Origin of the sequence: Achromobacter sp. AONIH1 (assembly GCF_002902905.1) — a bacterium.
GTDB lineage: Bacteria > Pseudomonadota > Gammaproteobacteria > Burkholderiales > Burkholderiaceae_B > Achromobacter.
Genome location: NZ_CP026124.1, coordinates 3,232,371 through 3,258,382, shown reverse-complemented (window position 1 = coordinate 3,258,382; position 26,012 = coordinate 3,232,371). Strand labels below are relative to the sequence as shown.

The window sequence follows — 26,012 nt, the reverse complement described above, 5'->3', positions numbered from 1 at the left end:
GCGCGCGCAGCAATGAGCACTCCAGACCGCATGTTGTCCATCCTCGACCTGTTCCGCGACGACACCACCGCCGCCTTCCAGGAAGACGTCATGGAGCATCTGGAGTGCTCGCGCGCGACCGCCTACCGCTACCTGAAGTCGCTGACCGAAAGCGGGCTGCTGGCCCCCACCTCGGGCGGCGCCTATGTACTGGGCTCGCGCATCATCGAGCTGGACCGCCACCTGCGCCAGCACGATCCGCTGATGCGAGCGGCCCGCGACGTGATGCGCGCCGCCGGCGACGAACTGCACGCCAACCTGATGCTGTGCAGCTACTACGGCGACAAGGTCATGTGCGTGGACCGCTACTGGACCGACGACTCCATCGAATCGAGCTACGCGCGCGGCCGGCCCTTCCCGATGTTCCGCGGCGCCACGGCCAAGCCCATCCTGGCCAATCTGCCGCCCTACCAGCTGCGCAACCTGATGCTGTGGCACGCGGCCGAGATCCGCGAGGCCGGCCTGGGCGAGGACTGGGATGAATTCCGCGCCAACCTGAAGCAGCTGCGCGCCGCCGGCGTGTGCGTCTCGCACGGCGAGGTCGATCGTGGCCTGATGGGCATCGGCGCGGCGATCTTCAGCCCCGACCAGAAAGTGGTCGGCAGCCTGGTGTTCATCGCCTCGCAGGCGCGCACCACGGCGCAGCGGCTGGAAGCGCTCAAGACCCACATCCAGGCGGCGGCCGCCCAGGTGTCCGAGAATCTGCTGGCCCCGCAAAGCAACGGCGCGGCGGCGATCGGCATCATGCCGTCGCGGCCGCGCCGCATGCGGACACGGACCGGCGCGACGCCGGCCCGGACCAAACCCTGATCAGGCCTTGTTGTGGCGTTCGGCGCTCTTGAGGATTTCCTCGTGAGCGGCCGCCACGCCCTTCCAGCCCTTGACCTTGACCCACTTGCCCTTTTCCAGGTCCTTGTAGTGCTCGAAGAAGTGCTGGATGCGGGAGATGTCTTCCGTCGGCAGATCTTCGTAGGACTTGATGTTGCGGTACGGGGGGTAGAGCTTTTCGATCGGCACGGCCAGCAGCTTGGCGTCGCCGCCCGACTCGTCGTCCATTTCCAGCACGCCGATGGCGCGGCAGCGCACCACGGCGCCGATCTGGATCGGGAACGGAGTCACGACCAGCACGTCGGCGGGGTCACCGTCTTCCGACAGGGTCTGCGGGATGTAGCCGTAGTTGCACGGGTAATGCATGGCCGTCAGCATGAAGCGGTCAACGAAGATCGCGCCCGTTTCCTTGTCGACCTCGTACTTGACCGGGTCGGCGTTCATGGGGATTTCGATGATGACGTTGAAGTCTTCCGGCAGCTTCTTGCCAGGGGAGACGCGATCGAGGCTCATGGTTCAACCTTGTGAGTGTCTGAGGAAATAATCAATGCTCGCCGTCGTTCTTGAACGGCGGCTTGGTGTCGGGCACGGGAGCGGCCGGGGCGGCCGCGGGCTTGGCAGCCGCGGGCGGCGCCGGCGCGTACGTGGGCACCGGGTCCTCGAAAGCGGCCGCCGGCAGCGGCGCGCTGTCGAAATACTCGTCGAAGTCGCTGGTGCCGCCGGCGAGCGGCGCGTCTTCGGGCGCCAGCGCGCGGTCGTGCTGTTCCTTGCTGACGCGGGCGTCGGGATCCAGCACATAGTCGGCGACGGTCGCGGCGGGCGGCAGGGCCGCGTAGCCGGAGACCGGGCCGGTCTCGTCGTCCAGGTCGGCGAGGCCCACCGCATAGCCGCCCTCGGCGTCCACGCGGTAAGGATCGGAACCCGTGTCGGCGGCCGGCAGCGCGGCGTCGGTGGCCAGCACCGGCAGCGCCATGCTGGCGGCCGTCGCCAGGCGCCAGTGGCGCACGGCGTCGGCCGGACGCTCGAGGCGGTCGTACAGGCTGCCCAGCAGCGCGTGAGTCTGCGCGTCGTTGCGGCGGCTGACGCTGCGCAGCAGGTAGCGCTCGGCCTGGCCCCACAGCTGGCCGTTCAGGCAGAGCATGCCCAGGGCCGTCAACAGCTCGGGATCGGTCGGACGCGATTGCAGCCAGGACTCGGCGCGCGCCAGGCGACGGGACACCTGCGAGGCGTCGCAGCGGGCGTAGGCCGCGACCAGCGCGGGATTGAACTTCACGGCGACCGCCGCTTCCAGCACGCGGGCAGCCTCGGCCGCCTCGCCCGCCGCTTCGAAGGCGGCGGCGCCGGCCAGCGCGATCTCGGGCAGCAGGCGCTCTTCGGCCTTCAGGTCTTTCCAGATGGCGCGCCAGCCGTCGTTGGCGGCCGCGGCGCGCAGCCGGGCGGCGCCGGAGGCGTCGATCAGCTGGTCGGCCTCCTGGCGCGGCAAGGCATTGCGACGCACCAGCGCGCGCGCCAGCGAGAACATCTGGTCGTGGTGATTCAGCGCCGCATGCACGCGCAGCAACAGGCGCATGGTGTGCAGGTGGCGGGCGCCGCCGTCGGCCAGCGGCGCCAGCACGGCCAGCGCGCGCTCGGCGCGGCCTTGGTCCAGCAGCATGTCGGCGGACACGGTGGCGGTGGCTTCCAGCAGGCCGGGGTCCGTGCCGGCGTGTTCCTGGGCGCTGGCCAGGAAGCGATCACGGCGATCGAACTCGCTCAAGCCGTGCGCCGCGCGCGCCGAGGACAAAGCGGCCAGCACGCGGCGCGTCTGCACCTTGGTCTGGTCGAGCAGGCGGGTCAGGTCTTTCTCGGCTTGCGAATAGCGGCCTTCCAGCAGGCTGATCCAGCCGCGCTCGAGCAGTTCGTGGTCGCGCGCCTGGGCGCGCTTGCCGCGCCAGACCCGCACGCGGTCGGGAATGGCCAGCAGCCAGGCCAGCACGCGCAGGCCCACGTACAGCACGACGAAAGCAGCGACGATCAGCAGCACGGCCAGCGTCAGCGACATCTCGATGCGCCACGGCCATACCAGCAGCAGCACATTGCCCGAATGCGAGCGCAGCACCACCGCCAGGGCAACGGCGACGACGGCGAGCAGCAGGGTCCAGAACCAGGTACGCATAGGCCTCAGTCCTGCCCGCTGGTCTTGAAGCCGGCGGCGCGCAGGGCGGCCACGGCGTTCAGGCTGTCGGCCACCTCGGGCATGCGCACGGCGATGTCGATCTGGGCCAGTTCGCGCGCCACGTTCTGGGCGGCGACGGTATCGGGCGAGCGGCCGTCGAAATACTTGGCCAGCGCGCCGCCGACATGGTCGAGTTCGCTCTTCCAGACGGCGGGCTGGCGCATCAGCATGGCCAGTTGCACGGTCAGGAGACGCTGGCGCAGCGTGCCGCGCAGCTGGTCGGCCTGTTCGGGCGACAGCAGCAGCGCGGCGGGTTCGTCCACGCGCTGGATGGTGATCAGGCCGCCCAGCTCATGCGCCAGGGCCGAGCCGGCGCGGCCGGGCCAGGAGGCGATCTCGGCGCGCCAGCGCTGCCACCAGGGCGCGTCGGCGGGCAGGCCGGCCTGCGGATCGACGGCGGGCGCCGAGGCGGCCACGGGCTGGCCGGCGGGCACCACGGCTTGCGCGGCCACGTCCGGCACCAGCAGCGGCGCCTTGCTGATCAGCACGCTCAGGCGCTCGATGCGGGCGGCCTGGGCGGGAATGTCGACGGTGGAGACCGCGCGCAGGCGGTCCAGGTCGCCGTTGATGGCCTGTTGCAGGCTGGAGAAGCGCGGACGGTCGGCGCGCGCCAGGCGCGCCTGGGCGGTTTCCAGCGCGACGATGGCGTTGGAGACGTTGCCGGCCAGGCGCAGCTGCTGGTTGGCCAGCGTCAGCAGGCGTTCGACATCGTTGGCCAGCAGTTCGTCGCTGGCGCTGTCGTTGAAGTTCTGCCAGGCCTGCTGCAGCGCGTGGTACTGGCTCTGGGTCTCGCGCACCGTGTCTTCCAGCTCGCCCAGGCGACCAGCCTGGGCCTGCGCCAGGGCCAGCGCTTCGCGCGTGTCGCGGCGCGCCTGCGCCAGATCGGAGGACAGGGTGTCGATGCGCTGGGCGACTTCGCGCCCGGCGCTCATGAATTGCGTGCGTTGCTGCCACAGCGCGTAGCCCAGGCCGGCGGCCAGCGCGATGGCGATGGCCAGGGCGGTGAGCATGGGGCCGTTGCCGCGCTTGGCCGGACGGACGGCGGAGGCAGTGGAGCCGGCTGGCGCGGAACTGGCCGGAGCCGACGCGGGCGCGCCGGCGCCCTGGACGGCCGCCTGGGCGGCCGGATCGGTAGCGGGAGTCTTCTCTGTCATGACGCGATTGTATTCGGTGTTGGTCCGAAGCAACGAATCAAGCGGCAACAAATGCCTGGAAAATCGAGTCGTCGTTGGGCAAGCAGATTTTTACCATCGCCGCGCCGCTCTCGTCATGACCAGGGCGGCCGACGCGCCTGGCCAAGGACGGATGCGTCAGCACGAAACCGCAGCCTTCCCACCAGGCTTGCAGGCCGGCGGCCCGCAGATTGGCGAGCGCGGCGTCGGCGCCCTCCCCGCTGGTGATGAGCCAGGTGGCGGGAAGCCCGGCTTCGGCCCTGCGCTTGAGCGGCGCCAGCGATTGCGCCTCCCAGACCGCGGGCTGCCGGTCGTAGGCGGCGTGTCGCGCCACCCGCACACCGTGCGCGGCCAGGGTGTCGCCCAGCCAGTCGCGGCCCTGCGTGCCGCGCACCAGCAAGGTGCGCGCGGGCAGCGCGGGCAGTCCTTGCAGCACGGCCCACAGGGCTTCGGAATCGTGGCTGGGCGCGTCGGCCGGCGGATGCAGGACTGTTGTATTCGCGCCAAAGCCGGGCAGTTCGCGCAGGCCTTGCGCGCTGGCCGGGCCGACAGTGGCGGCGATCACGGCCGGGGGCCAGGAAAAGCCGCCGCGCGCGCGGGTCAGCTGGTCCAGGTACAGGCGCGCCGCGTTGCCGCTGACGAAGACCACCATGTCGTAGTCTTCCGGCATGGGCAGCCCCTCCAGGCAATCCAGCGGAAGGATCTCCAGCGCGGGCAGCACGCAGGCTTCCCAGCCGTGCGCCCGCAGGCGCGCGGCCAGGGCCTCGTTGCGCCCCGAGGGCCGCGTCAGCACCGCGAGCGGCGGCATGGCGGCGCTGGGGTCGGCCATCACGCGGGCCGGTCGTCTTGCAGCAGTTCTTGAAGGATGGCGGCCGCGCCCGCGTCCAGCAGTTCGCGGGCGGCCGCCACGCCGATCGCCTCGGCCTCGGCCGCCGGGCCGCTGCGCTCGGCGCGCACCATGCGCACGCCATCCGGCGAAGCCACCAGCGCGCGCAGCGACAGCGCGTCGCCGTTCAGTTCGGCGAAGGCGGCCAGCGGCACCTGACAGGAGCCGCCAAGCTCGCGCGACACGGCGCGTTCGGCCAGCACGCAGGCACGCGTGCCGGCGCTGACCAGCGGCGCCAGCCAGGCGCGCATGTCGTCGCGGTCGTCGCGGATCTCGATGCCGAGCGCGCCCTGGCCCGCCGCCGGCAGGCTGACGGCCGGATCGAGCAGGCTGCGGATGCGCCCGCCCAGGCCCAGGCGTTCCAGGCCCGCGGCGGCCAGCACGATGGCGTCGTAGTCGCCGCGATCGAGCTTGCCGAGCCGGGTGTCGAGGTTGCCGCGCAGCGGCTTGACCGCCAGCTGCGGATGGCGCGCGCGGATCTGCGCCTCGCGGCGCAGGCTGGACGTGCCTACGACGGCGCCCGCCGGCAGCTCGGCCAGCGTGGCGTAGGTGTTGGAGACGAAGGCGTCGCGCGGGTCGGCGCGCTCGAGCACGGCGCACAGCTCGAACGGGGCCTGCAGATCGACCGGCACGTCCTTCAGGGAGTGCACGGCCAGATCGGCGCGGCCGTCGAGCAAGGCGGTTTCGAGTTCCTTGACGAACAGGCCCTTGCCGCCCACCTTGGACAGTGTGCGGTCCAGGATCTGGTCGCCCCGGGTCGTCAGGGTGAGGAGTTCAACCGCGCACGCCGGATACAGCGTGCGCAGCCGGTCGCGCACATGCTCGGCTTGCCACAGGGCAAGCCGGCTGGCGCGGGTCGCGATGACCAGGCGTTGCGGTTGGGACACGAGTCATCAAACGAAGTTGGAGACGATGACCGTCGCAACCACGCCGATGATGGCCAGCACGAACAGGCCCTGAAGCAGGCTCAGGCCCGATTCGGATTGCTGGGGGTCGACAGTCCTACGCAGACTCATGTGCGGATTCCTTGCTTGCGGTTTTGCGGCTGGCCAGCCAGCGGCCGAGGCCGACCACGACCAGCGCGCCGATGATTTCAGCCGCAATTTTAACCGCAGTCGGCTGCTCGCCGAATTGATTCACGACAACCACGTCCGTGATCAGCATGCCGCCGGCGATCCAGCCCAGCAGCGCGGCGCCGAAAGTGACGACCAGCGGATAGCGGTCGATGAGCTTGAGCACCAGGGTGCTGCCCCAGATGATGATGGGCACGCTGACGATCAGGCCGAACACGACCAGGCCGATCTGGTGGTCGGCGTGCGCGTTCTGGGCGGCGCCGGCGATGGCGATGACGTTGTCCAGGCTCATCACGAAATCCGCGATGATGATGGTCTTGACGGCGGCGGCGATGGAGGTGCCGCCCTTGATGTTGCCATGCGCGTCATCCTCGGGGACCAGCAGCTTGACGCCGATCCAGACCAGCAGCAGGCCGCCGACGACCTTCAGGAAGGGAACGGCCAGCAGCGTGAGGGCGAAGGCGATCAGCACGACGCGCAGGATGATGGCGCCCGCGGTGCCCCACAGGATGCCCTGCATGCGTTGCTTGGGTTCCAGGTTGCGGCACGCCAGCGCGATGACCACGGCGTTGTCGCCGCCGAGCAGGATGTCGATGAGGATGATCTGGAATACCGCTGCCCAACTCAGCGTCTGGAAAAACTCAAGCACTTTGAACCCCCGAAGGCATTATTTGCACACAAAAGAATAGCCGGTCCCGGTCCGGCTGAACCCGCCGCGTCGATCGCGCGGCGGGGAAATTCAAAACAACAGATTATTGTAATTCAGCTTTCAGTCAGCTTTCCGCCGAGCCAACATGATTTTGCCGATGGCCAGCACCAGCAGCGCCCCCAGCACGCCGGCCATCAGCTCGAAGCTGTGCTGCGTGACGCCCAGCGCGCTGTCGATGCGCGCCACGGGTTCCTGCAGCGCCGGATCGCCAACCAGCAGCTCGCCCGCGATGAAGCCCAGCAGCGCGGCGCCCACCCAGACGATGACCGGGAAGCGCTCGATGACCTTGAGCAGCAGCGTGCTGCCGAAGATGACCAGCGGAATGCTGATGGCCAGGCCCAGCACCAGCAAGGTGGTGTCGCCCATGGCCGCGGCGGCCACGGCCACCACGTTGTCCAGGCTCATCACCAGGTCGGCGATCATGATGGTGCGGATCGCGGTCAGCAGATTGCCTTGCGCATGGCCGCCGCCCTCGTCCTCGCCTTCCGGCAACAGCAGCGAGACGCCGATGTAGACCAGCAGCAGCGCGCCGATCAGCTTGAGCCACGGCAACAGCAGCAGTTTCGCGGCGACCAGGGTCAGCACGATACGCATGATGATCGCGGCGGCCGAGCCGATCACGATCGCTTTTTTCTGCTGCTGCGCAGGCAGCGAGCGCGCGGCCAGCGCGATCACCACGGCGTTGTCGCCCGACAGCAGGATGTTGACCCAAATGATCTGGAGCAGCGCTATCCAGAATGCCGCTGAACTGAGTTCCATACCCTCTCTTTCCTAGACGTGATCCCCCTAGGACAAACCAAATGAATGGATGAATGTAGACAAACAGAGCGCACTGACCGTCTTGGCGCGAGCCCGACGGCATTCTTGCTGGGTACGCAAAGGATTTCTTTCATTATAGTTTCGTTCAGCTTTCCGTATGTTTGGGCGAACGCGGTTTGAACGGGGGATTTCCCTAGGCAGCGCGCCCTTTCATGCGGCGAGCGAACGAAAAAAAGCCCGCCGAGGCGGGCTTTCTTTCTACGCGCGACTGTAAGTGGCTTACAGCACCGACTTGAGCAGCTTGCCCATTTCGGAGGGGTTGCGCGTGGTGCGGATGCCGCAGGCTTCCATGACTTCCAGCTTGGCGTCGGCGGTGTCGGCGCCGCCCGAGATCAGCGCGCCGGCGTGGCCCATGCGCTTTCCGGGAGGAGCGGTGACACCGGCGATGAAGCCGACGACCGGCTTCTTCATGTTGTCCTTGGCCCACTGGGCGGCGTTCACTTCGTCCGGGCCGCCGATTTCGCCGATCATGATGACGGCGTCGGTGTCGGGATCGTCATTGAACATCTTCAGCACGTCGACGTGCTTCAGGCCGTTGATGGGATCGCCACCGATGCCCACGGCGCTGGATTGGCCCAGGCCCAGTTCGGTGACTTGCGCCACGGCTTCGTACGTCAGGGTGCCCGAGCGGCTGACGATGCCGATGCGGCCCTTGCGGTGGATGTGGCCCGGCATGATGCCGATCTTGATTTCGTCCGGGGTGATCAGGCCGGGGCAGTTCGGGCCCAGCAGCAGGGTCTTGCTGCCCTTGGCCTTCATGCGGTTCTTGACTTCCAGCATGTCACGGACCGGGATGCCTTCGGTGATGCAGATCACCAGATCCAGTTCGGCCTCGACGGCTTCCCAGATGGCGGCGGCGGCGCCCGCGGGCGGCACGTAGATGACGGACACGGTGGCGCCGGTGTCGGCCTTGGCGTCCTTGACCGACGCGAAGATCGGCACGCCTTCGAAGTCCTCGCCCGCCTTCTTCGGGTTCACGCCAGCCACGAAGGCGGCCTTGCCATTGGCGTACTCACGGCACATGCGGGTGTGGAACTGGCCCGTCTTGCCCGTGATGCCCTGGGTGATGACCTTGGTGTCCTTGTTGATCAGAATCGACATTTGCAAATCCTTGGAATTACTTTTACCGCCGGGCCGCCCCAAGGTAAAAAGCGCCCCCTTGGGGGGCAGCTAGCCACGAAGGGGCGCGGCGTGGGGGCAATATTTACTTGACGGCGGCTACGACGCGGGTGGCGGCTTCGGCCATCGTGTCGGCGCTGATGATCGGCAGGCCGGATTCGGCCAGCATCTTCTTGCCGAGTTCTTCGTTGGTGCCCTTCATGCGCACGACCAGCGGCACGTTCAGGTTGACGGCCTTGCAAGCCGCGATCACGCCTTCGGCGATGACGTCGCAGCGCATGATGCCGCCGAAGATGTTGACCAGGATGGCCTTCACGCTCTTGTTCTTGAGCATGATCTTGAAGGCTTCCGTGACCTTCTCGGCCGTGGCGCCGCCGCCGACGTCCAGGAAGTTGGCCGGCTCGCCGCCGAACAGCTTGATGGTGTCCATGGTGGCCATGGCCAGGCCGGCGCCGTTCACCAGGCAGCCGATGTTGCCGTCGAGCTGGATGTAGGCCAGGTCGAACTTGCTGGCTTCGATTTCAGCGGGATCTTCTTCGTCCAGGTCGCGGTAGGCGACGATTTCCGGGTGGCGGAACAGGGCGTTCGAGTCGAAGTTGAACTTGGCGTCCAGGGCGATGATGTTGCCCTTGCTGTCGCGGTTCAGCGGGTTGATTTCGACCAGCGAGGCGTCGGTGTCCATGTAGCAGGTGTAGAGCTTCTGGAACACGTCCACGGCCTGGGCGGTCGAGTCGGCGGGCAGGCCGATCGCGTTGGCGATCTTGGTGGCCTGCTCGGCGGACAGGCCGGTCAGCGGGTCGATGTATTCGGTGATGATCTTCTCGGGCGTGGAGTGGGCCACTTCCTCGATGTCCATGCCGCCTTCGCTGGAGGCGATGAAGGCGACCTTCTGGGTGGCGCGGTCGGTGACCAGCGACACGTAGTATTCCTTCTGGATGTCGGCGCCGTCTTCGATGTACAGGCGACGCACCTTCTGGCCTTCCGGACCGGTCTGGTGCGTGATCAGCTGCATGCCCAGGATTTCCGAGGCCAGCTTGCGCACATCATCCAGCGAGCGCGCCAGCTTCACGCCGCCGCCCTTGCCCCGGCCGCCAGCGTGGATCTGCGCCTTGACGACCCAAACCGGTCCACCCAGCTTTTCAGCGGCAGCCACGGCCTCGTCGACGGAAAGAGCGGGAATACCGCGCGGCACGGGGACGCCAAATTGCTTCAGCAGTTCCTTGCCTTGATACTCGTGGATTTTCATGTGTTACCTGTCAGGACGTATGAGAAAAAGAAGGTGAATCGGAGGCCGAACCGGCGGATGCCTCAGCGCTATCCCCGGTGTACCACTTGGGATAGTGCTCAGCCACCACGGGGCCGTCGGTGCGCAGGGCATGACAGCCATCGAGTTGGAACGGACGCCGGTTGGGGTTGCTTTCCTGCCGCCGCTGGTTGGCCATGGTCTGGACCGCCGCGGTGGGAAGCACCTGCGACAGCTCGGTCATGTGCGTACAGCCCGCCACGTGCCCGAAACGCTCCTTGACCTGGCGGCGAAACCCCTTGAGCAGGTTCATGCCGATCAGATCAGTGTAAGCGGGTTCGATGGCCATGCAATGACCGCCGTAAGGGGCCGCGTCATAGACGGCCTGCGCCGCCACGATGGTGAAATCGCCATCGATGGTGATGCGCAGGTGCATGTGATGGATGGGGTCTCCGGCCTTGAACACTTCGCCGTCGCGCTTGGGAAAATCGTACGCCTTGACGTCGATCAGCTCGGCTTCCAGATCCCAGAGGCCGCCGTCGCGCGCATAGGACTGCACGCGTATGGAACGCGTGTGCAGCGGCTGGCGAGGGTAATCCGGCGGTGGCAAGGGCATGCTGGGGCCTGCGGGGCGAAGATGGCCGGCGCACGGCGTGGAAAAACTTGTGCGCGGCAACAAAACCTTCAAAGTATAGCGCAGGCGGCCCCCGCTCAAGCCCCCCCGCCCCCACTGACGGCAGGGGGAAACGGGGCCGCAAAGGCCCCGCCGCCAGGATCGGGGACAGGTTGCGGGCGACTCTGCCGGCCTCAGCGCCCCGTCCACGGGGTGGCCGGACTGCCCATCCAGGCCTGGCCGGCCGGGATGGTCTCGCCCTTGAGTACCAGCGTCAGCGGCCCCAGCACGGCGCCCTGCTCCACCCGCGTATCGTAAAGAATGGTGGTGCGGGGCCCGACGCTGACCCCGGCCCCGATCCGGACCTGGCCGATCTTCATGACCCGATCCTCGAACAGATGGGTCTGCGGGCCGGACCAGGCGTGCAGCACGGCGTCGTCGCCGATGGCCACGCAGTCGTACTCGGTGACGTCGGTGGTGTCCATGAAGACGCGCTTGCCGATGCGCGCGCCCATGCAGCGCAGCGCCAGCGGCAGCCAGGGCGTGGCGCGCAGGAAATTGAAGAAGTTCGGCACCGCGATGGACTCGTACAGGCTGGTCACGGCCTCGCTCTTCCAGACGAAGGGCGTCCACATCGGCTCGGCGCGCGGCCGGTAGCGGCCGATCAGCGTCCATTTGAGCAGCACCAGGAACAGGAAGGCGCCGATGCCGTACAGCACGCCAGCCAGCATCAGCTCGTCGAAAGCGGCGACGAAGCCGTGCTTGACCGCCATCGGGATCACTTTCATCACCGTCAGATAGCCCACGGCGATGACCACCGCCAGCGGCAGGATCATGCGCATGCCCTCGACCGCGCCGCGCGCCAGCTTGCGGCCCAGGCTGGGGCGGAAGGTCAGGTGCTCGGGAAAGCCGGCGGTCTGCTCGCGTGCAGGCAGGGCCAGCGGCGGATTGCCCAGCCAGGTCTGGCCGCTGGCCATGCGGGCATTGGCTGGGGCGCGGCTCTGCACGCCGATCAGCACGTCGTCGGGCAGCTCGGAGCCGTCCGGCACGTAGGCGCCGTTGCCGACGAAGCTGCGGTTGCCGATCACCGTCGGGCGCATGGTCATCCAGCCCCGGTCGACTTCCTCGTCGCCCAGCATCACGCCGTCGGCGATGAAGCTGTCGCGGCCCAGCGTCAGCATGTCCGGCACGATGCCCATGGCGGTCGAGATCTCGGTGCCAGGGCCGACCTTGGCGCCCAGCAGGCGGTACCAGGTGCCGGCGTAGATCGAGGCGTACAGCCCGTGCAGCACGCTCAGGCTGGATTCCTGGATCTGGTTGGTCAGCCAGCGCCGCAGATAGATCTGGCCATAGACCGGCCAGCGTCCGCCGCTCAGGCGCGGCAGCAGCGCCCAGCGCAGCAGGGCCGAGACCAGGATGGTCAGCATCAGCAGCAGCGCGCTGGCCGGCAGCGCCAGCAACAGGTAGCAGAGGAAGGCATAGGGCCAGGACGCGCGCGCGCCCATCAGGTCCAGCCAGCGCGCGTCGATCCAGTCGATCAGCACGAAGCTGGGGAACACCGGCATGAAGAACAGGCCGGCGATGGCCGCGCCGCCCAGCGCATAGGCCAGCATGTCCAGGCGCCGCCAGCGGCCGTGGCGCTCGGGCCTGGGCGGCAGCTCGGGAGCGCGCGCCTGCGGATCGCGACGCGCGGGCGCGCCGCTCCAGATCTGCCCGGCGGGAATGCGCGCGCCGCGCGCCAGCGACGACAGGCCGTCCAGGCGCGCCTCGTCGCCCATCTCGACATCGCCTTGCAGCACCGCGTAGGAACCGATGTATGCATTGGCGCCGACGCGGATCGGCGACACCTCCCAGACGCCGCCGCGCACCTCGAAGTTCTCAAGGTTCACCGCCGCGCCAATGCTGGCGCCGTCGCCCACGGACAGCAGGTCCGGAGCCCGCACCGAGATGCGGCTGATGGCGGTGTCCTGCCCGATCCGCGCGCCCAGCGCGCGCAGGTACCAGGCCTGCAGCGGCGAGCCGGCCAGCAGGTGCGCCGGCGGGATGTCCATGATGCGGTCGACCAGCCACCAGCGATAGAACATCCAGCCATACAGCGGATAGCGGCCGGCCTTGAGCCGGCCCAGGATGCCCCACTTGCCAGCCACGGCCACGCCGAAGCTGAGCAGGTTGCAGGCCAGGTAGCTGCTGATCGACAGCGTCACCGCGAGCCAGACCGAATCGCCCTCGTCGCCGGTGAAGTAGTGATAGGTGAAGAACGGCGTCAGCCAGATCAGCATGCGCACGCCGATCAGGATGGGCAGCGCCGCCAACTGCGCCAGGCCGCAAGCCCAGCGCCGCCACTCGGGCGCGCGTTCGGGCACCGCCTCGCGCGCCGCGCCGGCGCCGGCCACTGCCGCCTCGGCCGCCAGCGCGTCCAGCCGCCCCGCCAGCGCCGCCAGCGTGGAATGCTGGTACAGCTCGTGCATGGTCAGCGCGGAAAAATGCGGATGCTTGCGCAGCGAGGACACCAGCCGCGCGGCCAGCAGGGAATGGCCGCCCAGGTCACGGAAGAAATCGCTCGCCAGGCGCAGCGGCTGGCCGGGGAACAGCGGACGCAGCGCCTCGAACAGCGCCTGCTCGCCGGCGGTGGCGGGCAGGTCGTCCTCGCCGCTGGGTTCGGCCGCCGTGGCCAGCTCGCGCGCCTTGAGCGCCTTGCGGTCGATCTTGCCGGACGTCAGGCGCGGCACCTCGGCCACCAGTTCGAAACGCGCCGGGATCATATAAGCCGGCAGTTCCTGCGCCAGGCCCGCGCGCAGGGCATGCGGATCGGGCCGCGCCTCGCCCTCGGGCGCCAGGAAGGCCACCAGCTGTTCGATGCCGGCCAGATCGCGCAGCACGACGGCGGCCGCGCCCACGCCCGGCTGGCGATAGAGCGCCGCCTCGATCTCGCCCAGCTCGACGCGAAAGCCGCGCACCTTCACCTGGTCGTCGCTGCGGCCCAGGCACTGGATCTGGCCCTGCTCGTCGATGCGCGCCAGGTCGCCGCTGCGGTACATGCGCGTATCGTGCTCGCCGCGCGGACGCGGATTGGCCAGGAACTTCTCGGCCGTCAGCTCGGGCCGCCCCAGGTAGCCGCCCGCCACGCCCGGCCCGGTGATGCACAGCTCGCCCACCTGCCCTTGCGGCAGCACTGCGCCGTCCTCGCCGCGTATCAGCATGCCGTAGTTGGGCAGCGGCGTGCCGATGGTGACGGGCTGACCGGGCAACAGCTCGGCCAGGCTGGCCGACACCGTGGTCTCGGTGGGGCCGTAGGTGTTGTACATGCGCCGGCCCGGCGCGGCCCAGCGCGCCGCCAGGAACTCCGGGCACATCTCGCCGCCCAGGTTGATGATGCGCAGGCTGGGCACGTCGCGGCTGAACAGGGCCAGCAGCGTGGGCACGGCGTGCAGCACCGTCACGCCCTCGCGCGCCAGCGCCTCGGGCAGTCCTTCGGGGTCGGTGGTCAGCATCTTGGGCGCGACCCAGAGCGAGGCGCCGACCAGGTAGCTGATCCAGATTTCCTCGAACGACATGTCGAAGGCCACCGAAAAGCCCTGGTAGACCTTGTCGCCGTGGCGCACGCCCAGCACTTCGTTCTCGCTGCGCAGGAAGTGGCAGATGCTGGCCTGGGTGATGGGCACGCCCTTGGGCTTGCCAGTGGAACCGGAGGTGTAGATGACGTAGGCCGGATGCTCGGGCAGCAGCCCTGCACGCCGGCGCAGCGGCGCCGAGCCGGCCGCCGGCTGCGACAGCTGCCAGGGCGTACAGGTGGCGATGCCGTCGAGCTGGACCTCGCCGCCGGCGACGATGTACTGCGCGCCGGCGTCCTGCAGGCAGGCCTGCATGCGCTCGGGCGGGGTATCGGATTCGAACGGCAGCCAGGCCGCGCCGGCCTTGGCGATGGCGGCCTGCATCAGCAGCAGCTCGTCCCCGCGCGGCAGGCACAGGCCGACGATATCGCCCGGCCGCACGCCCGCCTCGATCAGGTGGTGCGCGGCCAGGTCGGCGCGCCGGCCCAGCGTTTCGTAGGTGATGGACTGATCCTGCCAATGGATGGCGACGGCGTCGGGATGACGCAGGATCGTGGCTTCGAGAATATCCGGCAGCGTTTCCGCGATCAGCAGATCCGGCCGGTCAGAGCCATGGAGAATCATAGGTAAGGCGACAATCCGGCAAAGGGGATTTTTCGCTTATTGACCCATACCAGCGGAATTCGTTCAAGGGCCGCGCACAAAAACATCGCAAAGAGGTCGCGCGCGTTGTGCCCATGCCGCGCGGGCGTCCGCGCGCCGGCGGCTTCACGCCAATTTCACGCGGGCATACCCCGAAAAACAAAAACCCGCGCATGCATCGCAGGCGCGGGCCAAGCCGGGGACGGGCGTTGCCGGCCGCGCCGGCCGCCGGCTTGTTCAGGCGGCTTCGCGCAGTGCGCGGGCGGCCTGCACCATGCCGATCAGCGCGGCCTCGGTCTCGGGCCACGCGCGGGTCTTCAGGCCGCAGTCAGGGTTGACCCACAGCCGCTCCTTGGGCAGGCGCGCGGCCGCCTTCTGCATCAGGCCCACCATCCAGTCGACTTCAGGCACGTTGGGCGAGTGGATGTCGTATACGCCCGGGCCGATGTCGTTCGGATAGCGGAAGTCCTCGAAAGCCTTGAGCAGTTCCATGTTGGAACGCGAGGTCTCGATGGTAATGACGTCGGCATCCATGGCGGCGATGGATTCGATGATGTCGTTGAACTCCGAATAGCACATATGCGTGTGGATCTGCGTCTCGTCGCGCACGCCGGCGGTCGACAGGCGGAAGCAGTCCACGGCCCAGTCCAGATAGGCCTGCCAGTCGGCGCGGCGCAGCGGCAGGCCTTCGCGGATGGCGGGCTCGTCGATCTGGATCACGCTGATGCCGGCGGCTTCCAGGTCCACCACTTCGTCGCGCAGCGCCAGCGCCAGCTGGCGGCAGGTCTGTTCGCGCGGCTGGTCGTCGCGCACGAAGGACCACTGCAGGATCGTGACCGGTCCGGTCAACATGCCCTTGACCGGCTTGTCGGTCAGCGACTGCGCGTAGGACGACCAGCCCACCGTCATCGGCGCGGGACGGGCCACATCGCCGAAGATGACCGGCGGCTTGACGCAGCGCGAGCCGTAGCTCTGCACCCAGCCATTCCTGGTGAAGGCGAAGCCGGCCAGCAGCTCGCCGAAGTACTCCACCATGTCGTTGCGCTCGGGTTCGCCGTGCACCAGCACGTCCAGGCCGACCTTTTCCTGGAAGCGGATGACTTCCTCGATTTCCTTGCGGATCGCGGTCTCGTAGGCCGAGTCGGTCAGCGCGCCGGATTTCCAGTCGCGGCGCAGCGCGCGGATTTCGGCGGTCTGCGGAAAGGAACCGATGGTGGTGGTGGGATAGGCGGGCAGGCCCAGCTCTTCCTGCTGGCGCGCGATACGGCCGGCGAAGGGGGCGCGGTCGCGCGACACGCCACCGGCGGCGGCCATGCGGGCGGCCACGGCCGGGTTGTGGATGCGGGTCGAGGAACGGCGCGCGGCCAGCGCGGCGCGCTGCCTGCCCAGCGCGTCCTGGGTGGCGGCATCGGTGGCGCCGTCCAGCGCGCGGCCCAGCAGGTTCAGTTCCTGCAGCTTCTGCGCGGCGAAGGACAGCCAGCTCTTCAACTCGGCATCGAGTTCGGTTTCATTGTCCAGGTCCACAGGCACATGCAGCAGCGAGCACGACGGCGCCAGCCACAGGCGCTCGCCCAGCTGCTTTTTGATCGGTGCCAGCATCGCGGCGGCGGCATCCAGGTCGGTGCGCCAGATGTTGCGGCCGTTGATCACGCCCGCCGACAGCACCTGGTCGGCGCGCAGGCCGGCAACGACCTCGGCCAGCTGTTCCGGCGCGCGCACCAGGTCCACGTGCAGGCCGGCCACAGGCAGGGCCAGCGCGGTGGGCAGGTTGTCCTTCAGACCGTCGAAGTAGGTCGCGACCAGCAGCTTCAGCGGGCTGGACGACAGCGCGGCGTAAACCTGCTTGAACGCGTCGCGCCAGGCTTGCGGCAGGTCCAGCGCCAGGATGGGCTCGTCGATCTGCGCCCATTGCACGCCCTGCTGGGCGCAACGGGCCAGCACGGCCTGGTAGACCGGCAGCAGGTTTTCCAGCAGCTTGAGCTTGCCGGCGTCGGCGGCCCCGTCGGCATAGGCATCGCCCTTGCCCAGGTACAGCCAGGTCAGCGGACCCGGGATCACGGGCTTGACGGCCAGGCCCAGCGCCTGCGCCTCCTTGATCTGCTCGAACAGCGATTCGCGGGCGATGCGGAAGGTCTGGCCCGGCGTCAGCTCGGGGACGATGTAGTGGTAGTTGGTGTCGAACCACTTGGTCATTTCGCAGGCGGCGGCGGGCTTGCCGCTGGGCGCGCGGCCGCGGCCCATGCGGAACAGCGTGTCCAGCGACACGGATTCGTTGTCCTTCTGGCCGAAGCGCGCGGGCACGGCGCCCAGCAGCGTGGTCCATTCCAGGATCTGGTCATACCAGGCGAAATCGCCGACCGGCACGAAGGCCAGGCCGTTGGCGGCCTGCAGCTGCCAGTGGCGGGCGCGCAACTCGCGGCCGGTCTGTTCCAGTGCTTCGGCGGTCTGCTTGCCGGCCCAGTAGGCCTCGACCGCGCGCTTCAGTTCACGATGGGCGCCAATGCGGGGGAACCCCAGATTATGAATAGTCATCATGTCGATAAGGTCCGAAGACAAAATTTGTTCAAGTGACGGCTATTCTGGCGCACAATCAATTTGAGTCAAAATCAATGTCTACATTCATAATATGAGAGAATCTCATAAAACATAAGCACATGAGCCTTCCGTGGGATAGCCGGTTCCGGCGCCCGTCCGCCCGTCTCCCGCGCATTCTTTCCGCGCCCTTTTTTGGTCTGAACGCCCCCCATGCTGGAAATTCGTCACCTGGAAACCCTGACCGCCATCCGCGATGGCGGCAGCCTGCAGGAAGCCGCCGAACGGCTGCACCTGACCCAATCCGCCCTGTCGCACCAGCTGCGCGACCTGGAAACCCGGCTGGGCACGCCGCTGCTGAACCGCCGCACCCGCCCTGCCCGCCTGACCACCGCCGGTTTGCGCGTGCTGGCGCTGGCCGACGAAGTGCTGCCGCGCATGCGCGCCACTGAACGGGAATTGCAGCGCCTGGCGGCGGGCCGCAGCGGTCGGCTGCACCTGGCCATCGATTGCCACTCCTGCTTCCAGTGGCTGATGCCGGCGCTGGACGCCTTCCGCGCGCAATGGCCGGACGTGGCGCTGGACCTGTCGGCGGCGTTCTCCTTCGCGCCGCTGCCCGCGCTGGTGCGCGGCGACCTGGACCTGGTCATCACCTCCGATCCGCAGCCGCTGGACGCGGTCGACTACCTGCCCCTGTTCAAGTACGAACTGGTGCTGGCGGTATCGGAATCCAATCCCCTGGCCGGCAGCAAGTTCGTCATGCCGGACCAGCTGGCGGACCAGACGCTGATCACCTACCCGGTGGACAAGCAGCGCCTGGACGTCTTCACCGCGTTCCTGGACCCGGCCGACGTGGAGCCGGCCGCGATACGCAAGGCCGAACTCACCCCCATCATCGCGCAGCTGGTCGCCAGCAACCGCGGCGTGGCGGCGCTGCCGAACTGGGCGCTGACGGAATACATGAACCAGGGCTGGCTGCGGCAGTGCCGGCTGGGGCCGCAGGGGGTATGGCGCACGCTCTACGCCACGGTGCGCAGCGAGGACACAGACGCCTCGTACATCGATGAATTCCTGACCATCACGCGCGACGTCTGCTTCAAGACGCTGAGCGGGATCAAGTCGGCGAAATAGGCGCGGAGGCGGCGATGGCCCGCGCGAGCGGGCCGTCAGGGTCGCAATGGTTGCGCGCAATACGCCTGGCGCCTGTGGCCGGAAACTTGGCGCTTGGGACCTGGCGCTTGAGACCTGGCGCTTGAGACCTGGCGTTTGGGGCCTGGCGTTTGCGGTCCTGGCCCGACTCGCCGGCCAGGTCTACTCTTCGTCGCCCGCGCCGCCCAATATGCGGCGGATGACATCCTGCGCGAAGCCGCGGCTGGCCAGGAAGCGCGCCTGCTTGGCATAGGCCGCGCGGTCGGCCGGCTTTTCGCCGAAGCGCTTGCGCCAGACCTCCAGCGCGCGCTCGTGCTCGGTGGACCGAAGCTGGTCGCGCAATTCGGCCACCTGGCCGTCGTCCACGCCATGCTGGCGCAGCTCCTGCACGATGCGCGCCGCCCCCTGGCGCGACGCGCGCCGATGCACGAGGCTCTGCGCGAAACGCTCGGTGGACAGCCAGCCTTCCTTTTCCAGCGCGTCCAGCACCGCCTCGATCTCGGCCGGATCTTCGGCATGAGGCGCCAGCTTGCGGGCCAATTCGGCGCGCGCATGCTCGCGGCGCGACAGATAGCCCACGGCGCGCATCTTCAGCGACGGCCCCTTGCGCTCGGGCTTGCCGCCATCGGCCTGCGCACCGCCCTCCTTCCTGTCGCGGCCCGTCCGATCGCTGTCCGCTCCATCGTCGTCCCGCACATCGTCGCGGGCGCCCTCGCGATCCGCCCGGGTCTGGCGCGCGCCGGCGCGGACGCGCTGCTCGGACGTGCGCTGCCATTCGTCCGGCGCGGCGGCGGGCTCGGCGGCGCGGCGCGCGTCGGAGCTGCGGCGCAGGCCTTGCGGCTTGGCCACGGTCTCGAACTCGTCATCCAGCTTGGCGCGCAGATGCTCGGAGGATTTGGCGGAAGGTTTCCAGCTCATGGCATGAAGTGTAGACAGGAAAACGACAACGGCAGGTTCCCGAACCAGGAACCTGCCGTCGCCCGACTGCCGTACACGCCCGGCGCCCGCTCGCGCGAGCCCGGGCGCAACGAGGACGCTCAGTCTTCGCTGGCGTCTTCGGCCGTGGGCACGAACTCGGCGGCGCGGCTGACCACGCCCTGGTTCTCGCGCACGCGGTTTTCGATCTCGATCGCCAGCTCGCGGTGCTCTTTCAGGTATTCGCGGACATTGTCCTTGCCCTGGCCGATGCGGTTGCCGTTGTAGCTGTACCAGGCGCCGGACTTATCCACCACGTTGGCGGCCACGCCCAGGTCGATGATTTCGCCTTCGCGCGAGATGCCGGCGCCGTACATGATGTCGAACTCGGCCTGCTTGAACGGCGGCGCGACCTTGTTCTTGACGACCTTGACGCGGGTTTCGTTGCCGACGACCTCATCGCCCTTCTTGATGGAGCCGATGCGGCGGATGTCCAGGCGCACCGAGGCGTAGAACTTGAGCGCGTTGCCGCCGGTGGTGGTTTCGGGGTTGCCGAACATCACGCCGATCTTCATGCGGATCTGGTTGATGAAGATGACCATGCAGTTGGTCTTCTTGATGGTGGCGGTCAACTTGCGCAGCGCCTGGCTCATCAGGCGGGCCTGCAGGCCGGGCAGCGAATCGCCCATTTCGCCTTCGATTTCGGCCTTCGGCACCAGCGCGGCGACGGAGTCGACGACGATCAGGTCGACCGAACCCGAGCGCACCAGCGCGTCGGTGATTTCCAGCGCCTGCTCGCCCGTGTCCGGCTGCGAGATCAGCAGGTCGGCCAGGTTCACGCCCAGCTTGGACGCATACTGCACGTCCAGCGCGTGTTCGGCGTCGACGAAGGCGCAGGTGCCGCCCAGCTTCTGCATTTCAGCGACCACCTGCAGCGTCAGCGTGGTCTTGCCCGACGATTCCGGACCATAGATCTCGACCACGCGGCCGCGCGGCAGGCCACCGACGCCCAGCGCGATGTCCAGGCCCAGCGAACCCGTGGAAACCACCTGGATGTCGTGGGAGACTTCGTTGTCGCCGTAGCGCATGATCGAGCCCTTGCCGAACTGCTTTTCGATCTGCGAAAGCGCGGCGGCGAGCGCCTTGGCCTTTTCCGCGGCAGCGGCCTTGGTGGTTTTGTCGTCCATGTGAAGTCCTGTCTGTGTAACGTATCGGGTTGCGGGTCGGGTTCGGGCTTGCGCCCCGGGGCTAGCACGGGGGTTAACAATCTTGCTGCTCGGTCCAGGACGGGGGATCGGAATCGTCGTCGGCCTGGATCTCTGTCGGTCGAGATTATGGCATCGGATTGTACTGTACAAAAAAACAGTGTGCCAGAGTTTTCCACGTATACCCTGAGTGGCAAGCGCCGCGCCCTGTGACAGAATTCCAGACGCCCCCGGTGATTCGTCCCCATTGCGCCGCCGGACCGCCCGCGACAGAAGAAAAAATCCGCGCGGGCGACAGGGCAGCAACCGGCATCGCGCGGGGGACGTACAACACTAGCAGCAGCCCATGCGTATCCTGATCGCCGAAGACGACAGTATCCTGGCAGACGGCTTGTCCCGCTCGCTCCGGCACAATGGCTACGCGGTCGACGCGGTGCGCGACGGCCTCGCGGCCGATTCCGCGCTGGCCGCCCAGGCCTTCGATCTGCTCATCCTGGACCTCGGCCTGCCCCATCTGGCGGGCCTGGAAGTGCTGCGGCGCCTGCGCGCGCGCAATTCCTCCCTGCCCGTCCTGATCCTGACCGCCGCCGACAGCATCGAGCAGCGCGTCAAAGGCCTGGACCTGGGCGCCGACGACTACATGGCCAAGCCCTTCGCGCTGTCCGAGCTGGAGGCGCGCGTTCGCGCGCTGACCCGCCGGGGCGCCGGCGGCGGCGCCACGCTGCTCAAGCATGGCCGCCTGGTGTTCGACCAGACCGGCCGCGTGGCGATGGTCGACGAGCAGACGCTGGACCTGTCCGCGCGCGAGGTCAGCCTGCTGGAAATCCTGCTCACGCGCAGCGGCCGCATGGTCAGCAAGACCCAGCTGGTCGATCACCTGTGCGAATGGGGCGAGGAAGTCAGCACCAACGCGATCGAGGTCTATGTGCACCGCCTGCGCAAGAAACTCGAGCCCAGCGGCGTGAAGATCGTGACCGTGCGCGGCCTGGGCTATTGCCTTGAACGGGACCAGGGTGCGGCCTACCTCGCCAGCTGATTCCCCGCAGCATCCCGAAAAGCTCAATCAAGAAGCACTGGATGTCATGCGGGCGGGGGCCAAGGGCCCCAGCTTCGCGCCGCCGCAACGGTCGCTGCTGGGCGAGATCCTGGACTGGATGCTGGCGCCGCTGTTCCTGCTGTGGCCCATGAGCGTGGCCATCACCTATGTGGTCGCCCAGAACATCGCCAACGTGCCTTACGACCGCGCGCTTGCCAACAATCTGCACGTGCTGACGCGCCAGGTCCACGCGCAGGACGGCCGCGCGACGCTGAAGATGACCGACGCCGCGCGCGAGGTGCTGCGCGCCGACGAGACCGACAGCGTGTTCTGGCTGGCGCTGGGCAGCCGCGGCGAGTACCTGGGCGGCGACCGCGCCCTGCCGCTGCCGGCCAGCGTGGGCCAGCCCAGCCCCGGCCAGGTGCTGTACGAGGACGACACGCTGCGCGGCTTCGGCGTGCGCATGGCCTACACCTGGGTCGACCTGAACCTGCCCAGCACGCAGCCGGCGCTGCTGATCGTGGCCGAGACGGTGGAAAAGCGCACCCAGCTCGCCAACGACATCATCAAGGGCGTGATCATCCCGCAGTTCGTGGTGCTGCCCGTGGCGGTGCTGCTGGTGTGGTTCGGGCTGTCGCGCGGCGTGGCGCCGCTGAACGCGCTGCAACAGCGGCTGCGCGCGCGCCGGCCCGACGACCTGTCGCCGATCGACGAGCGCGCCGCGCCGTCCGAGATCGCGCCGCTGCTGGCGGCCATGAACGACCTGCTGGACCGGCTGTCGTCCAACGTGCAGGCGCAGCGCCGCTTCGTGGCAGACGCCGCGCACCAGCTGAAGACGCCGCTGGCCGGGCTGCGCACGCAGGCCGAGCTGGCGCTGCGCGACGCCAGTCCCGAGGAAATGCAATCCAGCCTGCGCCAGTTGGTCACCGGATCGGAGCGCGCCACCCGCCTGGTGAACCAGCTGCTGCTGCTGGCGCGCGCCGAGAACCCCGCCGCCATCGGCCTGGCCCGCACCGACCTGAACGCCATCGCCTACGAGCAGGCCATGCACTGGGTGCCGCACGCGCTGTCGCTCAGCACCGACCTGGGCTTCGAGGGCGCCGAGACGCCGGTCGAGATCAACGGCAACCCGCTGCTGCTGGCCGAGCTGCTGAACAACCTGGTGGACAACGCGCTGCGCTACACGCCGCGCGGCGGCCATATCACGGTGCGGGTGCAGAGCCTGGGCGAGCAAGGCGTGCTTGAGGTCGAGGACTCGGGCCCCGGCATCGCGCCGGAAGAACGCGAGCGGGTCTTCGACCGCTTCTACCGCGTGCTGGGCACGCTGTCCGACGGCAGCGGCCTGGGCCTGGCGATCGTGCGCGAGATCGCGCAGACCCACCAGGCCACGGTCGTCATCAGCGACCATCCAAGCCCCTATTCCGACCTGCCGGGCACCCGCATCCGCGTCGCCTTCCCGCTGTACTCGGAACCGGACCCGTCCGCCGACGCCTAGCGCGTCGCTGCGCGGATATGCCCGCGCATGCATCCCTTCCAATGGCCGCGGCGGCTTGCCGAAAGCCCAAAACAGCGCGACGCCCACGCATTTGGTTCCTAAGTGCTATCCCTAGCCTCCCTATGAGGCGGTTTCTTTTTGTTGCAAATTTAAGCCTCAGGTAAGGGTTACGTCAGAACCGAGTCAGTCTCGTTCCCTACCTTGCGTATAGCTCGATGTCGGCCTCGCCGGCGGAGGGTCAGGCACGGCGGAGAAACCGCCGGCGACAAAAACGAGGAGACATCATGAGCACAACCACTGTGGCAGGCCGCGGTCCCTCCGCGGATCCGCGCCCGATGACCAAGGATGAACGCCGCGTCATCTTCGCGTCCTCGCTGGGCACGGTTTTCGAATGGTATGACTTCTATCTGTATGGCTCGCTCGCGGCCATCATCGCGCAACACTTCTTCTCCGGCGTGAACCCCACCGCGGGCTTCATCTTCGCCCTGCTGGCGTTCGCGGCGGGCTTCGCCGTGCGTCCGTTCGGCGCGCTGGTGTTCGGCCGCCTGGGCGACCTGGTCGGCCGCAAGTACACGTTCCTGGTCACCATCGTGATCATGGGCCTGTCCACCTTCCTAGTGGGCGTGCTGCCTAGCTACGCCAGCATCGGCCTGGCCGCTCCCGCGATCCTGATCGCGCTGCGCCTGCTGCAGGGCCTGGCGCTGGGCGGCGAGTACGGCGGCGCGGCCACCTATGTGGCCGAGCACGCGCCGCACGGCCGTCGCGGCTTCTACACGTCGTGGATCCAGACCACCGCCACGCTGGGCCTGTTCCTGTCGCTGCTGGTGATCCTGGGCATCCGCACGTTCATGGGCGAAGACGACTTCAAGGCCTGGGGCTGGCGCATTCCGTTCCTGATCTCGGTGGTGCTGCTGGGCATCTCGGTGTGGATCCGGATGCAGCTCAATGAATCGCCGACCTTCAAGCGCATGAAGGAAGAAGGCAAGGGCTCGAAGGCGCCGATCGCCGAATCGTTCGGCCAGTGGAAGAACCTGAAGGTGGTGCTGCTGGCGCTGCTGGGCCTGACCGCCGGCCAGGCCGTGGTCTGGTACACGGGCCAGTTCTACGCGCTGTTCTTCCTGACGCAGACGCTGAAGGTCGACGCCAACACCGCCAACATCATGATCGCCGTGGCGCTGCTGATCGGCACCCCGTTCTTCGTCGTGTTCGGCGCGCTGTCGGACAAGATCGGCCGCAAGCCCATCATCATGGCCGGCTGCCTGATCGCCGCGCTGACCTACTTCCCGATCTTCCAGGGTCTGACCCACTTCGCCAACCCGGCGCTGGAAAAGGCCCAGGCCTCGGCCCCGGTGACGGTGATCGCGGATCCGGCGACCTGCTCGTTCCAGTTCAACCCCGTGGGCACGGCCTCGTTCACCAGCTCCTGCGACGTGGTCAAGTCCTTCATGGCCCGCAACTCGGTGAACTACAAGAACGAAGCGGCGCCCGCCGGCTCGGTCGCCAAGGTCAAGATCGGCAGCGACGAGTTCGCCTCGTTCGACGGCAAGACGCTGGCGCTGGCCGAGTTCAAGGCCAAGGCCGCCGAGCTGGACAAGGCCCTGACCACCGCGATCCGCACGCACGGCTATCCCGCCAAGGCGGATCCGGCCCAGAGCAACAACGTCATGGTCGTGCTGCTGCTGACCATCCTGGTGATCTACGTGACCATGGTGTATGGCCCGATCGCGGCCATGCTGGTGGAAATGTTCCCGACCCGCATCCGCTACACCTCGATGAGCCTGCCGTACCACATCGGCAACGGCTGGTTCGGCGGCTTCCTGCCCCCGGTCGCCTTCGCCGTGGTCGCCGCCACCGGCAACATCTACGATGGCTTGTGGTACCCGATCATCATCGCCGTGATGACGCTGGTCATCGGCACGCTGTTCGTGCGCGAGACCAAGGACAACGACATCAACGAGTAAACCATCCATCCCCCGCCGGGCGGGACTGCTGCGCCTGCCCGGCCTTTCACAAAGCTCCCTCGGGAGCTTTTTTTTTGCCCTGTCCGCGTCGAACCGCCAAGGCCTGCCGGCGCGCGCCGGACCCGCGCCGGCAGACACGTCGCGGGACGGGCCCCTTCGCCATGCCGCGCATGGAATTCTGTGTTCCGCGCGCGCCCTGTTCGATTCAGGACGCTGTCAGACCCCTGCCCTTAGACTGGCGCCTCAGATTACGGCCTTGCGCCAAATCACCTGGCGATTGATCCCCCTGCCAGACGATTTGCAGGGCTGCTGCTCTGACACCAATGTCGCGTTCCCCGCGAGCCTTTTATGACGCGGCATTGCGTGCTCCCGTACCGGCCCGGCCTGCATAGCGCCGGGCCGCTTTTTTTTTGCGCGCGCGAACAGGCCCGCGCAAGCGCGGGCCTTCGGGAAATACCTTGGCGTCGTGTCAGCGGCGCATGCCCACGCCGACCGCCAGCACGCCGACCACGATGGCGGCGATGCCCGCCCAGGACGGAATGGCCACGGACTTCTCCGTTTCCGCGGTGGCCTTGACCGAGCCGATCTGCAGCACGGTCTCTTCGGACTTGTAGTTGAAGCCCTTGTACGCCAGCGCGGCCACGCCCAGCACGATCAGCACTGCGCCAATGATTGTCGACAATTTCATGCCATTCTCCTTGTGTCGATGAGCGTTGCGGCGGACGTTACCGCATGCGCTCCGGGCTGTCAGTGACAGATCGTGTCGCGTCGCGCGCGCGCAGCGCAAGGTCGATCCGGGTGGGCCGGGTC

21 protein-coding genes are annotated in these 26,012 nt (G+C 68.0%); 5 read left to right on the top strand and 16 right to left on the bottom strand.

The annotated features are described in order from the left end of the window. Window positions 1–12 precede the first annotated feature (12 nt). Window positions 13–849: an IclR family transcriptional regulator gene (locus tag C2U31_RS14920; RefSeq protein WP_103273473.1), complete on the top strand. Its 837-nt coding sequence runs from the start codon at window positions 13–15 to the stop codon at window positions 847–849. On the opposite strand, the gene ppa is transcribed toward C2U31_RS14920, so the two are convergent. The 13 genes from ppa to metE form a co-directional block, all read right to left on the bottom strand. Further along, a complete protein-coding gene (ppa, locus tag C2U31_RS14915) occupies window positions 850–1,380 on the bottom strand; it encodes an inorganic diphosphatase (protein WP_103273472.1) in 531 nt (176 codons plus the stop codon). Between the two features lie 31 nt (window positions 1,381–1,411). Then, window positions 1,412–3,022, bottom strand: a complete 1,611-nt coding sequence (locus C2U31_RS14910) for a heme biosynthesis HemY N-terminal domain-containing protein (RefSeq protein WP_103273471.1) — start codon at window positions 3,020–3,022, stop codon at window positions 1,412–1,414. Between the two features lie 5 nt (window positions 3,023–3,027). Further along, on the bottom strand, window positions 3,028–4,236 hold the full coding sequence (locus C2U31_RS14905; protein ID WP_103276381.1) for a uroporphyrinogen-III C-methyltransferase: 1,209 nt from the start codon (window positions 4,234–4,236) through the stop codon (window positions 3,028–3,030). Window positions 4,237–4,273: 37 nt separating this feature from the next. Beyond that, the gene (locus tag C2U31_RS14900; protein ID WP_103273470.1) at window positions 4,274–5,083 is read right to left on the bottom strand and encodes a uroporphyrinogen-III synthase; all 810 of its coding nucleotides are present in this window, start codon (window positions 5,081–5,083) and stop codon (window positions 4,274–4,276) included. Next, complete coding sequence (gene hemC, locus C2U31_RS14895; RefSeq protein ID WP_103273469.1) at window positions 5,083–6,027, bottom strand: hydroxymethylbilane synthase; 945 nt, start codon at window positions 6,025–6,027, stop codon at window positions 5,083–5,085. Before hemC ends, C2U31_RS14900 begins: the two co-directional genes overlap by 1 nt. A gap of 6 nt (window positions 6,028–6,033) precedes the next feature. Continuing rightward, window positions 6,034–6,156 (bottom strand): hypothetical protein, encoded by a 123-nt coding sequence (locus C2U31_RS31130; protein WP_255414623.1) that lies wholly within the window; start codon window positions 6,154–6,156, stop codon window positions 6,034–6,036. Then, window positions 6,143–6,862, bottom strand: coding sequence for a TerC family protein (locus tag C2U31_RS14890; protein WP_103273468.1), 720 nt, complete (start codon window positions 6,860–6,862; stop codon window positions 6,143–6,145). The genes C2U31_RS31130 and C2U31_RS14890 overlap by 14 nt, the downstream gene beginning before the upstream one ends. A gap of 120 nt (window positions 6,863–6,982) precedes the next feature. Further along, the gene (locus tag C2U31_RS14885) at window positions 6,983–7,681 is read right to left on the bottom strand and encodes a TerC family protein (RefSeq protein WP_103273467.1); all 699 of its coding nucleotides are present in this window, start codon (window positions 7,679–7,681) and stop codon (window positions 6,983–6,985) included. 279 nt (window positions 7,682–7,960) lie between these two features. Then, complete coding sequence (gene sucD / locus C2U31_RS14880; protein WP_006388410.1) at window positions 7,961–8,842, bottom strand: succinate--CoA ligase subunit alpha; 882 nt, start codon at window positions 8,840–8,842, stop codon at window positions 7,961–7,963. A 103-nt stretch (window positions 8,843–8,945) separates the two neighbouring features. Continuing rightward, complete coding sequence (gene sucC, locus C2U31_RS14875) at window positions 8,946–10,106, bottom strand: ADP-forming succinate--CoA ligase subunit beta (protein ID WP_103273466.1); 1,161 nt, start codon at window positions 10,104–10,106, stop codon at window positions 8,946–8,948. A gap of 10 nt (window positions 10,107–10,116) precedes the next feature. Next, complete coding sequence (locus C2U31_RS14870; protein WP_103273465.1) at window positions 10,117–10,719, bottom strand: DUF2889 domain-containing protein; 603 nt, start codon at window positions 10,717–10,719, stop codon at window positions 10,117–10,119. A 191-nt stretch (window positions 10,720–10,910) separates the two neighbouring features. Beyond that, window positions 10,911–14,891 carry a Pls/PosA family non-ribosomal peptide synthetase gene (locus tag C2U31_RS14865; protein ID WP_103273464.1) on the bottom strand — a complete coding sequence of 1,327 codons (3,981 nt, stop codon included), beginning with the start codon at window positions 14,889–14,891 and terminating at the stop codon, window positions 10,911–10,913. Between the two features lie 255 nt (window positions 14,892–15,146). Further along, window positions 15,147–17,444 carry a 5-methyltetrahydropteroyltriglutamate--homocysteine S-methyltransferase gene (gene metE / locus C2U31_RS14860; protein WP_103273463.1) on the bottom strand — a complete coding sequence of 766 codons (2,298 nt, stop codon included), beginning with the start codon at window positions 17,442–17,444 and terminating at the stop codon, window positions 15,147–15,149. A 210-nt stretch (window positions 17,445–17,654) separates the two neighbouring features. Between metE and C2U31_RS14855 the strand changes: the two genes are divergently transcribed. Continuing rightward, entirely contained in the window at window positions 17,655–18,572 is a 918-nt protein-coding gene (locus C2U31_RS14855) for a LysR family transcriptional regulator (protein WP_103273462.1), read from the top strand. A 180-nt stretch (window positions 18,573–18,752) separates the two neighbouring features. Here C2U31_RS14855 and recX read toward each other — a convergent pair whose 3' ends face one another. Together recX and recA are read right to left on the bottom strand one after the other, a co-directional pair. Further along, window positions 18,753–19,508: a recombination regulator RecX gene (recX, locus tag C2U31_RS14850; RefSeq protein ID WP_103273461.1), complete on the bottom strand. Its 756-nt coding sequence runs from the start codon at window positions 19,506–19,508 to the stop codon at window positions 18,753–18,755. A 119-nt stretch (window positions 19,509–19,627) separates the two neighbouring features. Next, complete coding sequence (recA, locus tag C2U31_RS14845) at window positions 19,628–20,692, bottom strand: recombinase RecA (RefSeq protein WP_103273460.1); 1,065 nt, start codon at window positions 20,690–20,692, stop codon at window positions 19,628–19,630. A 364-nt stretch (window positions 20,693–21,056) separates the two neighbouring features. On the opposite strand from recA, the gene C2U31_RS14840 reads away from it, so the two are divergent. From C2U31_RS14840 to C2U31_RS14830, 3 genes are all read left to right on the top strand, one after another. Further along, a complete protein-coding gene (locus C2U31_RS14840; RefSeq protein WP_103273459.1) occupies window positions 21,057–21,746 on the top strand; it encodes a response regulator transcription factor in 690 nt (229 codons plus the stop codon). A gap of 118 nt (window positions 21,747–21,864) precedes the next feature. Next, window positions 21,865–23,241 (top strand): sensor histidine kinase, encoded by a 1,377-nt coding sequence (locus C2U31_RS14835; RefSeq protein ID WP_103276380.1) that lies wholly within the window; start codon window positions 21,865–21,867, stop codon window positions 23,239–23,241. Window positions 23,242–23,525: 284 nt separating this feature from the next. After that, window positions 23,526–25,202 (top strand): MFS transporter, encoded by a 1,677-nt coding sequence (locus C2U31_RS14830; RefSeq protein ID WP_103273458.1) that lies wholly within the window; start codon window positions 23,526–23,528, stop codon window positions 25,200–25,202. Between the two features lie 469 nt (window positions 25,203–25,671). Here the strand turns inward: C2U31_RS14830 and C2U31_RS14825 are convergent, their stop codons facing one another. Beyond that, window positions 25,672–25,890, bottom strand: coding sequence for a hypothetical protein (locus tag C2U31_RS14825; protein WP_103273457.1), 219 nt, complete (start codon window positions 25,888–25,890; stop codon window positions 25,672–25,674). Window positions 25,891–26,012 lie beyond the last annotated feature (122 nt).

Excerpts from the sequence above, each read along its gene's own strand:
- metE (WP_103273463.1), bottom strand. The coding sequence starts at position 17,444 with ATGATGACTATTCATAATCTGGGGTTCCCCCGCATTGGCGCCCATCGT.
- C2U31_RS14840 (WP_103273459.1), top strand. The coding sequence starts at position 21,057 with ATGCGTATCCTGATCGCCGAAGACGACAGTATCCTGGCAGACGGCTTG.
- C2U31_RS14865 (WP_103273464.1), bottom strand. The coding sequence starts at position 14,891 with ATGATTCTCCATGGCTCTGACCGGCCGGATCTGCTGATCGCGGAAACG.
- C2U31_RS14835 (WP_103276380.1), top strand. The coding sequence starts at position 21,865 with ATGCTGGCGCCGCTGTTCCTGCTGTGGCCCATGAGCGTGGCCATCACC.
- ppa (WP_103273472.1), bottom strand. The coding sequence starts at position 1,380 with ATGAGCCTCGATCGCGTCTCCCCTGGCAAGAAGCTGCCGGAAGACTTC.
- sucC (WP_103273466.1), bottom strand. The coding sequence starts at position 10,106 with ATGAAAATCCACGAGTATCAAGGCAAGGAACTGCTGAAGCAATTTGGC.
- sucD (WP_006388410.1), bottom strand. The coding sequence starts at position 8,842 with ATGTCGATTCTGATCAACAAGGACACCAAGGTCATCACCCAGGGCATC.
- recX (WP_103273461.1), bottom strand. The coding sequence starts at position 19,508 with ATGAGCTGGAAACCTTCCGCCAAATCCTCCGAGCATCTGCGCGCCAAG.
- C2U31_RS31130 (WP_255414623.1), bottom strand. The coding sequence starts at position 6,156 with ATGAGTCTGCGTAGGACTGTCGACCCCCAGCAATCCGAATCGGGCCTG.
- C2U31_RS14870 (WP_103273465.1), bottom strand. The coding sequence starts at position 10,719 with ATGCCCTTGCCACCGCCGGATTACCCTCGCCAGCCGCTGCACACGCGT.
- C2U31_RS14830 (WP_103273458.1), top strand. The coding sequence starts at position 23,526 with ATGAGCACAACCACTGTGGCAGGCCGCGGTCCCTCCGCGGATCCGCGC.
- C2U31_RS14885 (WP_103273467.1), bottom strand. The coding sequence starts at position 7,681 with ATGGAACTCAGTTCAGCGGCATTCTGGATAGCGCTGCTCCAGATCATT.
- C2U31_RS14910 (WP_103273471.1), bottom strand. The coding sequence starts at position 3,022 with ATGCGTACCTGGTTCTGGACCCTGCTGCTCGCCGTCGTCGCCGTTGCC.
- C2U31_RS14920 (WP_103273473.1), top strand. The coding sequence starts at position 13 with ATGAGCACTCCAGACCGCATGTTGTCCATCCTCGACCTGTTCCGCGAC.
- recA (WP_103273460.1), bottom strand. The coding sequence starts at position 20,692 with ATGGACGACAAAACCACCAAGGCCGCTGCCGCGGAAAAGGCCAAGGCG.
- C2U31_RS14900 (WP_103273470.1), bottom strand. The coding sequence starts at position 5,083 with ATGGCCGACCCCAGCGCCGCCATGCCGCCGCTCGCGGTGCTGACGCGG.
- C2U31_RS14855 (WP_103273462.1), top strand. The coding sequence starts at position 17,655 with ATGCTGGAAATTCGTCACCTGGAAACCCTGACCGCCATCCGCGATGGC.
- C2U31_RS14825 (WP_103273457.1), bottom strand. The coding sequence starts at position 25,890 with ATGAAATTGTCGACAATCATTGGCGCAGTGCTGATCGTGCTGGGCGTG.
- C2U31_RS14905 (WP_103276381.1), bottom strand. The coding sequence starts at position 4,236 with ATGACAGAGAAGACTCCCGCTACCGATCCGGCCGCCCAGGCGGCCGTC.